16 protein-coding genes are annotated in these 12,855 nt (G+C 56.4%); 5 read left to right on the top strand and 11 right to left on the bottom strand.

Annotated features, from left to right (window positions below; translation table 11 throughout):
• From flgH to flgB, 7 genes are read right to left on the bottom strand one after another with little or no spacing between them, the layout of a single operon-like run.
• Positions 1 to 699 carry a flagellar basal body L-ring protein FlgH gene (gene flgH, locus M8370_RS09790; protein WP_003857987.1) on the bottom strand — a complete coding sequence of 233 codons (699 nt, stop codon included), beginning with the start codon at positions 697 to 699 and terminating at the stop codon, positions 1 to 3.
• A gap of 57 nt (positions 700 to 756) precedes the next feature.
• Positions 757 to 1,539: a flagellar basal-body rod protein FlgG gene (flgG, locus tag M8370_RS09785; RefSeq protein ID WP_008500810.1), complete on the bottom strand. Its 783-nt coding sequence runs from the start codon at positions 1,537 to 1,539 to the stop codon at positions 757 to 759.
• Between the two features lie 11 nt (positions 1,540 to 1,550).
• Positions 1,551 to 2,306, bottom strand: coding sequence for a flagellar basal body rod protein FlgF (locus M8370_RS09780; protein ID WP_013097135.1), 756 nt, complete (start codon positions 2,304 to 2,306; stop codon positions 1,551 to 1,553).
• A 20-nt stretch (positions 2,307 to 2,326) separates the two neighbouring features.
• The gene (gene flgE / locus M8370_RS09775) at positions 2,327 to 3,535 is read right to left on the bottom strand and encodes a flagellar hook protein FlgE (protein ID WP_250020843.1); all 1,209 of its coding nucleotides are present in this window, start codon (positions 3,533 to 3,535) and stop codon (positions 2,327 to 2,329) included.
• 26 nt (positions 3,536 to 3,561) lie between these two features.
• Entirely contained in the window at positions 3,562 to 4,272 is a 711-nt protein-coding gene (gene flgD, locus M8370_RS09770) for a flagellar hook assembly protein FlgD (protein WP_013097137.1), read from the bottom strand.
• An 11-nt stretch (positions 4,273 to 4,283) separates the two neighbouring features.
• Complete coding sequence (gene flgC / locus M8370_RS09765; RefSeq protein ID WP_013097138.1) at positions 4,284 to 4,688, bottom strand: flagellar basal body rod protein FlgC; 405 nt, start codon at positions 4,686 to 4,688, stop codon at positions 4,284 to 4,286.
• Entirely contained in the window at positions 4,689 to 5,108 is a 420-nt protein-coding gene (gene flgB / locus M8370_RS09760) for a flagellar basal body rod protein FlgB (RefSeq protein ID WP_250020842.1), read from the bottom strand. It lies immediately after the preceding gene.
• A gap of 157 nt (positions 5,109 to 5,265) precedes the next feature.
• Between flgB and flgA the strand changes: the two genes are divergently transcribed.
• The 3 genes from flgA to flgN all read left to right on the top strand — a co-directional run bounded on the left by flgA (position 5,266) and on the right by flgN (position 6,739).
• Positions 5,266 to 5,922 (top strand): flagellar basal body P-ring formation chaperone FlgA, encoded by a 657-nt coding sequence (flgA, locus tag M8370_RS09755; protein ID WP_013097140.1) that lies wholly within the window; start codon positions 5,266 to 5,268, stop codon positions 5,920 to 5,922.
• Positions 5,923 to 6,015: 93 nt separating this feature from the next.
• Positions 6,016 to 6,309 carry a flagellar biosynthesis anti-sigma factor FlgM gene (gene flgM / locus M8370_RS09750; RefSeq protein WP_250020840.1) on the top strand — a complete coding sequence of 98 codons (294 nt, stop codon included), beginning with the start codon at positions 6,016 to 6,018 and terminating at the stop codon, positions 6,307 to 6,309.
• Between the two features lie 4 nt (positions 6,310 to 6,313).
• Complete coding sequence (flgN, locus tag M8370_RS09745) at positions 6,314 to 6,739, top strand: flagella biosynthesis chaperone FlgN (protein WP_028027944.1); 426 nt, start codon at positions 6,314 to 6,316, stop codon at positions 6,737 to 6,739.
• Between the two features lie 59 nt (positions 6,740 to 6,798).
• On the opposite strand, the gene murJ is transcribed toward flgN, so the two are convergent.
• The 4 genes from murJ to rimJ form a co-directional block, all read right to left on the bottom strand.
• Complete coding sequence (gene murJ, locus M8370_RS09740; RefSeq protein WP_250020838.1) at positions 6,799 to 8,334, bottom strand: murein biosynthesis integral membrane protein MurJ; 1,536 nt, start codon at positions 8,332 to 8,334, stop codon at positions 6,799 to 6,801.
• A gap of 129 nt (positions 8,335 to 8,463) precedes the next feature.
• Positions 8,464 to 9,387 (bottom strand): Gfo/Idh/MocA family protein, encoded by a 924-nt coding sequence (locus M8370_RS09735; protein ID WP_250020837.1) that lies wholly within the window; start codon positions 9,385 to 9,387, stop codon positions 8,464 to 8,466.
• A 2-nt stretch (positions 9,388 to 9,389) separates the two neighbouring features.
• Complete coding sequence (locus M8370_RS09730) at positions 9,390 to 10,040, bottom strand: YceH family protein (protein WP_250020835.1); 651 nt, start codon at positions 10,038 to 10,040, stop codon at positions 9,390 to 9,392.
• 9 nt (positions 10,041 to 10,049) lie between these two features.
• A complete protein-coding gene (gene rimJ / locus M8370_RS09725; protein ID WP_013097146.1) occupies positions 10,050 to 10,634 on the bottom strand; it encodes a ribosomal protein S5-alanine N-acetyltransferase in 585 nt (194 codons plus the stop codon).
• Between the two features lie 236 nt (positions 10,635 to 10,870).
• Between rimJ and mdtH the strand changes: the two genes are divergently transcribed.
• The gene (gene mdtH, locus M8370_RS09720; protein WP_023620180.1) at positions 10,871 to 12,079 is read left to right on the top strand and encodes a multidrug efflux MFS transporter MdtH; all 1,209 of its coding nucleotides are present in this window, start codon (positions 10,871 to 10,873) and stop codon (positions 12,077 to 12,079) included.
• Positions 12,080 to 12,200: 121 nt separating this feature from the next.
• The gene (locus M8370_RS09715) at positions 12,201 to 12,761 is read left to right on the top strand and encodes a lipoprotein (RefSeq protein ID WP_013097149.1); all 561 of its coding nucleotides are present in this window, start codon (positions 12,201 to 12,203) and stop codon (positions 12,759 to 12,761) included.
• Positions 12,762 to 12,855 lie beyond the last annotated feature (94 nt).

Here is a 12,855-nt window from a genome sequence, read left to right as displayed (position 1 = left end):
TTACATCGGCGATAAATTAAGGAAGAAGCGCTGCAGCCAGCCCATATTTTGCGCTTCGTTGATATAGCCGTTACCGACGTACTCAATGCGCGCATCCGCCACCTGGGTGGACGGAACGGTGTTGGTGCCGCTGATGGTGCGAGGGTTAACCACACCGGAGAAGCGAATGAATTCAGTGCCCTGGTTAATGGCGATCTGTTTTTCACCCACCACATGTAAATTGCCGTTAACCAGCACCTGGTCAACCGTTACCGTCAGCGTGCCGCTGAAGGTATTGCTGGCGTTCGCGCCACCTTTACCGTTAAAGGTATTGCCGCCAGACGCCTCAACATCCGCACGTGCATTGCCGAAGAGTCCCTGCAGATAGCGCGGTACGGTATCGAAGCCAAAATTGGTTTTGCCATCGCGGCTGGCATTCGCCGACGAGCTCTTGCTCGCGCTGACGTTCTCCTGCAGCACAATGGTCAGGGTATCGCCGACGTTACGCGGGCGACGGTCTTCAAACAGCGGCTGATAACCATAGTTGATCGGCTGCGCGGTCTGGAAAATGGAGCCGTTCACCACTGGCGCAGGGCCAGGAACGGGTTGGGCGGTCGTCGCACCCTGGACCAATGGTTTAGACGGGATCCAGGCACATCCGCTAAGGGTGACGGCCAGAACAGTCAGAATCGGATAACGAAACGCCGCGTTTTTTTGCATTGCCTTCATCTTCGAAAACAGGGAGCCGGTGCGGCGTTCACCGCACCGGGCTGCACCTTAGAGTTGCGTCAGTTTCTGCAGCATCTGGTCGGTCGTCGACACTGCTTTACTGTTAATTTCATACGCGCGCTGGACCTGGATCATATTCACCAGCTCTTCCGCCACGTTCACGTTCGAGGTTTCCACATAACCCTGATACAGCAGCCCTGCCCCGTTCAGGCCCGGGGTGCTCTCATTCGGCGTACCGGAGGATTGCGTTTCGGTGTAGAGGTTCTCGCCAATGCTTTCCAGACCGGTATCGTTCATGAAGGTGGTCAGGTTGAGCTGCCCCACCTGAACAGGCGCGGCCTGTCCCTGCTGGGTGACGCTCACCACGCCGTCACGCCCGATGGTGATGCTCAGGGCATTCGCCGGGATCGTGATAGCAGGCTGAACCTGGAAACCACCGGCCGTGACCAGCTGGCCGTTCTGATCGACCTGGAACGAGCCGTCACGGGTATAGGCAGAGGTCCCGTCAGGCAACTGCACCTGGAAGAAACCCTGGCCTTTAATGGCGACGTCTTTGCTGTTGTTGGTCTGAGACAGGTTGCCCTGGCTGTGCAGACGCTCGGTGGCGACCGGACGAACACCGGTACCGATCTGCAAACCTGACGGCAGCGTGGTTTGCTCAGAGGACTGTGCACCCGGCTGACGAATGGTTTGGTAAAGCAAATCTTCGAAAACGGCACGCTGACGCTTGAAACCATTGGTGCTGACGTTTGCCAGGTTGTTGGCAATCACATCCATATTGGTTTGCTGCGCGTCCAGGCCAGTTTTCGCGATCCATAAAGAACTGATCATAAGGAGTCCTGTTAACTCATAGCCAGAAGTTGGTTAGCTTTGCCCGCGTTTTCATCAACGCTGCTGATAATCTTCATCTGCATTTCAAAACGACGGGCGCTGGCGATCATGTCGGTCATGGCTTCGACCGGCTTGACGTTGCTGCCTTCCAGAACACCGGACATCACGCGAATGGTCGGGTCGGCCTGAAGCGTGGCGCCACGGGTGGCCTGAGCCGCCTGGGTCAGACGGAACATACCGTCATCACCACGCTGCACCTCTTTGCCATCCGCTTTGACCAGCTTCAGACGCCCGACGGGCGCAACGGTATTGGCCGGGTCGCCGGGGTTCAAGGCAGAGATGGTACCGTCTGCGGCGATGGTCAGCTCTGAGCCTTCCGGCACCGTCAACGGACCCGCTTCACCCATTACCGGGTGCCCCTGAATCGTCAACTGGCCTGTGGCACTGACCTGGATATTACCGTTGCGGGTATAGCCTTCGCCGCCGTCTGCCGTTTGCACGGCCAGCCAGCCGTCCTGCTGCAGAGCAACGTCCAGCGGACGGGCGGTGTAATCCATCTGCCCTGGCGTCATGTCTGCACCCGGCGTGGAGGCGGTCACCAGCGTACGCGTCGGCAGGGACAACCCTTCTACCGGCACCGCACGCAGCGCATTGAGCTGTGCGCGGAACCCCGGCGTAGAGGCGTTCGCCAGGTTGCTGGCGGTAACGGCCTGCTGATTGAGCGTCTGACTTGCCGCGCCCATCGCGGTATATATTGCGTGATCCATTGCGCTTTCCTGTTAGCCGCTTAACGCAGGTTAACCAGCGTGTTGAGGATCTGATCCTGGGTCTTGATGGTCTGCGCGTTCGACTGATAGTTACGTTGCGCGACAATCATGTTCACCAGCTCTTTACTTAGGTCGACGTTAGAGGCTTCCAGCGCACCGTTGGTCAGCGTACCGAAGTTACCGGAACCCGCGGTACCCAGCAGCGCGACGCCGGAGGACTGCGTGGCAGACCAGACGTTGTCACCTTCAGACTTCAGACCTTCGTTGTTGGCGAAGTTTGCCAGCACGATCTGGCCCAGAACCTGGGTCTGTTCGTTGGAGTAGTTACCGACCACGGTGCCGTCGTCGTTGATCTGGTAGCTCACCAGGTCGCCCGGTTTAAAACCATTCTGGCTGGTTCCAACGATGTTGTTCGCACCGGTGTTCTGCTGCATGGAGTTCGCAAAACTCATGGCGAAGGTCGCAGGCGTGGCACCAGGAATGGTCGCAGTAGTCAGGTTGATGTTGCCACCGCCGATCAGCGTACCGTTGTTGTTGAAGGTCAGCGTCGTGGCGAGAGAGGCCGTGCTGCCTGCCACGCTACCGTCCTGGGCATACACTTTCCAGGAGTTAGCCGGGGTCGCATCTTTGACGTAAAACAGGTTCATGTTGTGCGCATTACCCTGGCTGTCAAAGACGGTGACCGTACCTTTTTTGTTGTAAGTATCCGGGTTGGCCGGATCAAAGGCGGTGGTCGGTGCGGTATCGGTGGAGTTGAGGTTAATCTGCTGGGAAGCCGTGGTGGTGGCCTTCGCGGCCATCAGCGTGGTCGGGATATTAATAGGCTGTGGGTTCGCACCGGTCTGAACCGTTGATGGCGTCCCGGCAACCGGATAACCGGTTAATTGCATCCCCTGCATGTTCACCAGGTTACGGTTTTCGTCCAGCTTGAGCTGGCCGTTACGGCTGTAGAACACCGAGCCGTTAGCATCGACCATACGGAAGAAACCGTTCTGGCTGATGGCAACGTCCAGGCCACGACCGGTATTGGTGGTGGTGCCGTCGGTAAAGTCCTGGGTAATGCCTGCAACTTTTACGCCCAGACCCACTTTGGAACCGGCAAACATATCTGCAAATGAAGCAGAACCGGATTTAAAACCATAGGTCGCGGAGTTGGCGATGTTGTTGCCAATGACGTCCAGGTTGGTGGCCGCAGCATTCAGGCCGCTGACCGCTTGAGAAAAGGCCATGACTTACTCCTGATAAGTGTTAAGGCTTAGATAATCTGCCGAACTTCGTCGAGTGTGGTGGTACCAGAAGTACCCAAATCCAGTTTGTTGCCATCGCTACCTTTAATGACGCCCTGGACCAGCGCAAATTGCAGCGGCTGAGCCACCAACTGGGTAGAGCCATTGCTGGCACTGATTGCCACTTTGTAAGAACCGTTTGGCGCTTTGGTGCCGTCGGCCAGGCTGCCATCCCAGGTAAAGGTATGAACGCCCGCCTTCAGTTCGCCGATATCAATCGTGCGAACCACGGCGCCGGTAGCGTCGGTGATCGTCGCGGTGACTTTGTCGGCCGCCTGCTGCAGCTCAACGCCAAACGGCGTGGTGGTGGTGGTCGTATTGCCTTCGGTGGTGCTGGTGCCCGCCAGGATCGTGGTGCCCGGGATCATCACCCCGTGACCAATCAGGCTCGCAGCCTGCAGGGACTGGCTGTTATCAATTTGCCCGGAAACAGAGCCGAGGGTGGTATTGAGTTTCTCAATGCCGCTGACGGTACTGATCTGCGCAAGCTGCGTGGTCAGTTCGTTGTTCTGCATGGGGTTGGTGGGATCCTGGTTCTTCAGCTGTGCCACCAGCAGCGTCAGAAAGCTGCTTTGCAGATCGGAGGCGTTACTTCCCGTCAGGGAGCTGGAACCCGTCGAACTTTTGGCGCCACTGACACCCGAGTTCGTTGGATCATTCACATTAACGGCGATGGACATGCATGTCTCCTTTACTGGCCGAGAGTGAGGGTTTTGAGCATCATGCTCTTCACGGTATTAAGCACTTCGACGTTTGCCTGGTAGCTACGTGAGGCGGACATGGAGTTCACCATCTCCCCCACCACATCCACGTTTGGCATTTTCACGTAGCCGTTCGCATCCGCCAGCGGGTTGCCGGGCTCATACACCAGCTTGTCCGGTGCCTGGCTTTCCACCACGTCAGAGACTTTCACCCCGCCCGTCGCCGCGCCTGGTGCAGCATCCACCTGGAACACCACCTGCTTTGCACGATAAGGCTGTCCATCAGGTCCGGTCACGCTGTCGGCGTTCGCCAGGTTACTGGCAGCCACGTTCAGGCGCTTGGACTGCGCGGTTAACGCCGAGCCGGCGATATCGAAAATATTCAGCAAGGCCATTTATCCGTTGCCCCCCTGCAGGACGTTCATCATGCCTTTGATCTGTCCGCCGAGTACGGTCAGGCCCATCTGGTATTTCAGGCTGTTATCGGCAAACTGCGTACGCTCCCGGTCCATATCCACGGTGTTACCGTCGAGTGAAGGCTGGTCGGGAATGCGATAAAGTAAATCGGTCCTGGGCGCCGTCATCGCCTGAGCAGGAATATGGCGTGAGGAGGTCAGAGCGAGCGCGACACCGCTCCCTTCTGCACGTCCACGCTCCATCACTTTTTTAAGCTCACTGGAAAAATCAATATCGCGCGCCTGATACCCTGGCGTATCGGCGTTGGCAATATTGGCGGCTAAAATCTCCTGCCGCTGGGCGCGTAAATTGAGCGCTTCCTGCTGAAAACGTAACGCGGCGTCGAGTTTATCGAGCATGTCTCCTCCGCTGATGGCAAAATTTCAGTTCACAGCTTAAATCTCACCCCGTCACCCCTATCGACGGAATAAGCGCAAAATGCGTCGCTATTTATTCCGTTGATGCAAAACCACTCCAGGTAGAATCCTCTCAATTCGGGTAACGGTGGAATGTGCGATGCAAACGTTAAAACGCGGCCTGGTGGCTACGGCCCTGCTTTTCAGCCCCCTGGTACAGGCTGAAGTACAGGATCAACTGACGGCTTTCTTTGCTCAGCAACTGGCGGGCTTTAGCGATGAAGTCAACGTCACCGTGCGCACGCCACCTAATCTCTATCCCTCCTGTGAGCAGCCGTCGTTCAGCGTAACGGGCACCACAAAACTGTGGGGGAACGTGAACGTGCTGGCGCGCTGTCCGGGTGAAAAACGCTATTTACAGGTTGCGGTACAGGCGACGGGCAATTATGTTGTGGCCGCCGTTCCCATTGCTCGCGGCAGCATGTTGCACGCCAGCAGTGTGACTCTGAAACGCGGTCGTCTGGATCAGCTTCCGCCGCGCACCATGCTTGACATTAACCAGGCACAGGATGCCGTCAGCCTGCGTGATGTCGCGCCAGGCCAGCCGATACAGCTCTCCATGCTGCGTCAGGCATGGCGGGTTAAAGCGGGTCAGCAGGTGATGGTGGTGGCCAACGGCGATGGTTTTCAGATAAACAGTGAAGGGAAGGCATTAAACAATGCCGCGGTGGCGCAAAATGCCCGCGTCAGGATGTCCTCAGGCCAGGTGGTTAGCGGAACCGTCGATTCTGATGGGAATATTCTGATTAACCTATAATCTTTTTAAAGAAATCGCTGCGACTGCCGATAAATAATCAACTAATGATGATGTCAGGCGCCAACGCCGCGAACCCTCGATGAGGACAACACTATGAGCATTGATCGTACATCAGCCCTGAAGCCGGTAAGCGCTGTACAGCCTCGCGAAACGAATGACGCCACGCCGCAGAAAACGCGTGTGGAAAAACCGTCAACGTACAACAGCACCAGCGTCACCCTGAGCGATGCTCAGGCAAAACTGATGCAGCCAGGCAGCAGCGATATCAATATGGAACGCGTGGAAGCGCTGAAAACGGCTATTCGTAATGGTGAGCTGAAGATGGATACCAGCAAAATTGCTGACGCCCTGATTCAGGAAGCACAGAGTTTCTTACAGAGTAACTAACCGTATGAGTCGACTGTCAGAAATACTGGATCAAATGACGGTTGTCCTGAACGACCTGAAAACGGTCATGGACGCGGAGCAACAGCACCTCTCTTCCGGTCAGATCAACGGCAGCGCGTTGCAGCGTATTACGGAAGATAAAAGTTCGCTTCTGGCGACGCTGGATTATCTGGAACAACAGCGTCGCGCTGAGCAAGATCCTAAGCGCAGTGCGAATGACGATATTGTAGAACGCTGGCAGACCATTACAGAAAAAACCCAGCATCTGCGCCATCTCAATCAGCACAACGGCTGGCTGCTGGAAGGCCAGATTGAGCGTAATCAGCAAGCGCTTGAGGTGTTAAAGCCGCATAAAGAGCCCGGGCTGTACGGTGCGGATGGTCAAACATCAACGGCACGTGTCACGGGCGGGAAAAAGATTTCGATTTGAAGCCCAGGCGACAAATCAGGCAGCGGGGAGCACCCTAAGGTGAACTCCCCTTTTGGCGTTTATGCGGTACGGCGGGCAAACTCTTTCACTTTGAAGCCCAGCACCGCGAGCGTCGCAAAGTAGGCCACAACCCCAACACCCACAACGGCCATCAGCCGCATCAGACGGTAAAGCATGGTGCCCTGCGACCATTCCGGCATGACATGCAGCATGCCAAGCAACGCCGCTGCCATAACCAGCACCGCAACGATCAGACGCACAAAGAAGCTTTTCCAGCCCGGTTGCGGCGTGAAGATATCCTGCTTACGCAACTGCCAGTACAACAGCCCGGCGTTGAGACAGGCCGCAAGACCAATAGACAAGGCCAGACCGGCGTGCTTCAGCGGGCCAATAAAGGCCAGGTTCATCAGCTGAGTCATAATCAGCGTCACAATGGCAATTTTCACCGGCGTTTTGATGTCCTGGCGCGAGTAGAACCCTGGTGCCAGCACTTTAACGACGATCAGCCCCATCAGCCCCACCGAGTAGGCAATCAGCGCCTGCTGCGTCATCGACGCGTCAAAAGCGGTGAATTTGCCGTACTGGAACAGGGAAACGGTCAGCGGCTGCGCGAGGATCCCCAGCGCTACCGCACTCGGCAGCGCCAGCAGGAAGCAGAGACGCAGCCCCCAGTCCATCAGACGGCAATATTCGTCATGGTTTCCGCTGGCAAAACTTTTCGACAGCGACGGCAGGAGAATAGTCCCCAGCGCCACCCCCAACACCCCGGAGGGAAACTCCATCAAACGGTCCGCGTAGTACATCCACGAAACGGAACCGGATTTGAGGAAAGAGGCGAAGATAGTGTTGATGATAAGCGAGATCTGGCTAACCGAAACCCCGAGAATGGCAGGCCCCATCTGCTTAATCACGCGCATCGCACCGGCGTCACGGAAATTAATTCGCGGCAGAACCAGCATGCCGATTTTCTTCAGATGCGGCAGCTGATACGCCAGTTGCAACACGCCGCCCGCCGTCACCGCCCAGGCCAGCGCCAGCACCGGCGGGTTGAAATGGGGTGCGGCGAACAGCGCAAAGCCAATCATGCTGATGTTAAGGAAGGTTGGCGCAAAGGCCGGAACGGAAAAACGGTTCCAGGTATTGAGGATTGCCCCCACCAGCGAGGCCAGAGAGATCAGCAGGATATAAGGAAAGGTAATACGCAGCAGTTGAGTGGTCAGGGCAAATTTATCTGTCGAGTCCGCAAAGCCGGGTGCCGTCACCATAATCACCCAGGGCGCAGCCAGCATCCCGAGCACCGTTACGATCGCCAGGGCCAGCGTCAGGAGGCCTGAAACGTAAGCGACAAACACGCGCGTGGCGTCTTCACCCTGCTTGCTTTTATATTCCGCCAGGATAGGAACGAATGCCTGGGAAAATGCCCCCTCGGCAAAAATGCGACGCAATAAATTCGGCAATTTGAACGCGACGAAAAAGGCGTCCGTTGCCATCCCTGCACCAAATACTCTTGCCACAATCGCATCGCGCGCAAAACCCAGCACGCGGGAAAACATGGTCATCGAGCTGACTGCCGCCAGCGATTTTAATAAGTTCATTAATGAGAATTCCCACAACCCTACGGATTTCCAGGACGGGTAAGCGAAAGCGCCACCCATTGAAACCAACAAACGGCGCTTAGTCTACCCGGATTTAAGGGAATTACTATCGGCAGATGTTACAGAGAATTATTCGCTCATGGCCTCTCGCCAGAGCCGCTCAACAATGCGTTGTGCCATGATGGCCTGCTCACCGGACGTTTCCGGAACCGTCTGATTTTGCACACAGGTGATAAAGTGGCGGGCGCATCCGTCAAAGCCGCGCTGCTCAAGGGTGCTTTGCCAGCCAGGCGCCGGTAGCGTGACCACGCCGCTGCCTTTCTCTTCGCGCCATTCGCGCATGTCGGTAATGTCATACAGGGCACCATCCGTAACCGCCTGCACAGACTCCCGCTGACTGCCGGCCCGGCGATGCATGCTGGTGGTGACCTGCAGATGCTCAAGAGCAAAATGGTGCTCAGCGTAAACCATCTGGCCCTGATCGTTGGTCAACAGGGTACCGCTTTTAAGCTGGGCTTGCCCGTTGGTTAGCCAGAGCGCCGTATCTACCACGTGCAGGTAATCATCCAGAAGGGTAAAGCGCAGATCGTTCGGTCCGACGCTGTCGGTACGATGCTTGTCCATTCGCAGGGACGCGAGCCCACCAGACCGGGCCTTCAACTGCTGGTAAAGCGGCGCAAAACGGCGGTTGAAACCCACCATCAGCGTCAGTTTTTTGCGTGCAGCGAGTTCAATCAGCCGTTCGGCATCCTGAATGTTTTCCGCCAGGGGTTTATCCACACAAACGTGGACCCCGGCATTCAGTAATTCGCTGACCACCTGATAATGGGTGGCGGTAGAGGTGTGCACAAAGACCACATCGCAGTCGCGCGCCAGATCCTGAAGCGATGCCGCATACGGCATGCGCCAGGTTTCGCAGATCCGCTCGGCCTTCTCGCGGGTAGGTGACCACGCCCCTTGCAGCGTCCAGTCCGTCGCGGCCCCCAGAACAGGCAGCCAGGCCTTTTGCGCAATACCGCCCAGCCCTACCACGCCAACGCGTAATTTTTTCACCGTCAGTCTCCTAAATATGCCAGCAATGCATCCAGGCGTTGTTTCAGCCCGGCCACCTCTTCCTCCAGCGCCTCTACGCGTGCTGCGAGGCTGTCATGCGCGGCGGGGGCAGCCGAATCTGCTAACACCGTTGACGTATCAACCTCACCGCTAAACAGGTGCATATAGCGGCTTTCACGTTTCCCCGGCTCACGCGCCAGACGTACCACGTAAGGGCCATCCTCGCGGGTGGCAAGCCCATCCAGGGTCTGCTCAACCTCCTGCATATCGGCGAACTCATGCATGCGAGAGGCCCGGGTGCGCAGTTCACCTGGTGTTTGCGCGCCGCGCAGTAACAGCGTGGTGATCACCGCCACCTCGGCGGCACTCAGCTTCAGATCGCCGAACTCAGAATTGCAAAACCGCTGCTCGTACTTGGTCACGCGGTTACCGAAACCGCTGACCGTGCGCAGGTAATGGCGTTTAACCAGTTCATCGAGAATATCCTGCACCTCATGTTCGCCGAGATTCATCACCGGCTCACGGTTGGTTTTCTGGTTACACGCCATCGTCACGGCATTGACGGAGAGCGGATACTGTTCCGGCGTGGTGACCTGTTTTTCCAGCAGGCAGCCAATCACACGCGCTTCTGTTGCGCTTAACTGATATTTCATCTCTTCTCCTTAGCGGCCTGCCGTCCAGTCCCGGGTGGTTAATGCTGTCAGTACGTGGTCGCGCCACTCTCCGTCTATCAGCAGATAATCTTTAGCATACCCCTCTTTCTCAAACCCCAACCGCGCGAGCAAATTACCGCTGCGCTGATTGTGTGGCATGTAGTTCGCCATAATGCGATGGATATGTTGCGTGCGCTGCATATAACGGATCGCCACCGTTAGCGCTTCATACATCAGCCCCTGCCCTTGCCATTTCTGGCCGATGGAGTAGCCGAGGTAGCAGGCGTGAAACGATCCGCGCACCACGTTGGAAAAGTTGGCAATGCCGATGATCTCTTTTTCCTCCGGATCCAGCAGCGCGAAATAGAACGCGCTTCCCTGCTTGTGGAATTCTGCAATCATGCTGAGGCGCGCCTGCCAGCCGGAAGGGTAGCAATGGCTCTCATCCCGAACGGGTTCCCAGGGTTTTAAAAACTGGCGATTCTCGGCGTAATAATCCGCCAGACGCCAGGCATCACGCTCGTGCACCAGACGAACAACCAGCCTGTCCGTTGTCAGACGCACTTTTGGCACATTACTGCGATAGCCAAACATCAATACCACTCCTTCCCGTCACTTCTGCTTACCCATTAGCTTTACTATACCTGCGCCTGTGCCGTCTGTGAAAACAGTGACATACCATTTTGACCTCTTTTCACATTTTTCGATGAGAACTCTCTATCAAAGCGCTCTTTTGATAAAAAAATATTGTCACGCGCGGGGGTGGGAAAAAACGTGGCGACACCGCAGAATGTTAGCGTGCTCACCATCCTGTTTTCCCTGGAGGGAAAATGTCCCGCGTATCACAGGCCAGGAGCCTGGGTAAATATTTCCTGCTAGTCGATAACATGCTGGTCGTGCTCGGCTTTTTTGTTGTGTTTCCCCTCATCTCGATCCGCTTTGTCGATCAAATGGGCTGGGCGGCACTGATGGTCGGTATCGCGCTCGGGTTACGCCAGTTTGTCCAGCAGGGTCTGGGCGTGTTTGGTGGCGCCATCGCTGACCGCTTTGGTGCCAAACCGATGATCGTGACGGGCATGCTGCTACGCGCGGCAGGCTTCGCCACCATGGCAATTGCCCAGGAGCCGTGGCTGCTGTGGTTTTCCTGCTTCCTCTCCGGTATCGGCGGCACCTTGTTTGACCCGCCGCGCACCGCGCTGGTGGTTAAACTCATTCGTCCGCAGCACCGGGGACGCTTCTTCTCAATTTTGATGATGCAGGACAGCGCCGGGGCGGTGATTGGCGCCCTGCTGGGAAGCTGGCTGTTGCAGTACGACTTTCGTCTGGTCTGCGCGGCGGGTGCGCTGCTCTTTATTCTGTGTGCGCTCTTTAATGCCCTGTTTCTGCCGGCATGGAAACTGTCAACGGTCAAAGCCCCGGTACGCGAAGGTCTTGGCCGCGTGCTGCGAGACAAACGCTTTGTTACGTACGTGCTGACCCTGACGGGGTATTACATGCTGGCCGTTCAGGTCATGCTGATGCTGCCGATCATGGTAAACGACATTGCGGGCACCCCGGCCGCCGTAAAATGGATGTACGCCATAGAAGCCTGCCTCTCTCTGACCCTGCTCTACCCGATCGCCCGCTGGAGCGAACGGCGTTTTCGCCTGGAGCATCGCCTGATGGCCGGGCTGTTATTGATGACGCTCAGCATGATGCCCATCGGGCTGGTGAACTCGCTCCAGCAACTGTTTACGCTGATTTGCACCTTCTATATCGGCTCCATTATTGCCGAACCGGCTCGTGAAACGCTGAGCGCCTCGCTTGCCGACGCGCGCGCTCGCGGCAGCTATATGGGGTTCAGCCGCCTGGGGCTGGCCTTTGGCGGTGCATTGGGTTACGCCGGCGGCGGCTGGCTGTTCGATGCCGGAAAAGCCCTAAGCCAGCCGGAACTGCCCTGGGTCATGCTCGGCGTGGTCGGCTTTATGACGCTCCTTGCGCTGTGGTGGCAATTCAGCCAGAAGCGCAGCGCGAGCGGCATGCTCGAACCTGGGGCATAATATTCCCTGCGGCGGGGCCTCTCCCGCCGCCATTATCAGTTTTTTCTGCTGGTTTCCGCTATTTCACCCTGACATACTGGCGTAACAGGACAGTAGCGCCGATTTTTCGTTGAGGAACACTATGAAAAAAATTGTCATTGCCGCCGCATTCATTGTCAGCGGCCTGCTGGTAGGTTGTAACCAGCTTACGCAATACACCGTCAGTGAGCAGGAAATTAATCAGGCGCTGGAAAAACATAATAACTTTTCAAAAGACATTGGTGTGCCGGGGCTTGCCGATGCGCATATCGTCCTCAGCAATCTCACCAGCCAGATTGGGCGCGAAGAGCCGAATAAAGTCACTCTCGCCGGGGATGCCAATCTCGATATGACCTCTCTCTTCGGTAACCAGAAAGCCAACATTAAGCTGAAGCTCAAAGCGCTGCCGGTCTTTAACAAAGAGAAAGGGGCCATTTTCCTGCAGGAGATGGAAGTGGTAGACGCGGACGTCACGCCGGACAAGATGAAACCGGTGATGCAGACCCTGATGCCTTACCTGAACCAGTCCCTGCGCAACTACTTTAACCAGCAGCCGGCCTATGTCTTAAGTGAAGACAAGAGCAAGGGTGAGGCACTGGCGAAAAAATATGCCAAAGGCATCGAGGTGAAACCGGGAGAGATCGTTATTCCATTCACCGATTAACCTGAAGGGGCGCAAAAGCGCCCTTTTTTTTACGGAAAAGTGTGCAAACGAAATCGTTTCCGCTTATGATTTGTGTCCGGCAAAAACAGCCATC

Origin of the sequence: Enterobacter cloacae complex sp. OE43NF, assembly GCF_023544405.1 — a bacterium.
GTDB lineage: Bacteria > Pseudomonadota > Gammaproteobacteria > Enterobacterales > Enterobacteriaceae > Enterobacter > Enterobacter cloacae.
The sequence above is the reverse complement of the archived record's forward strand: the minus strand, read 5'-3'. Positions and strand labels throughout refer to the sequence as shown.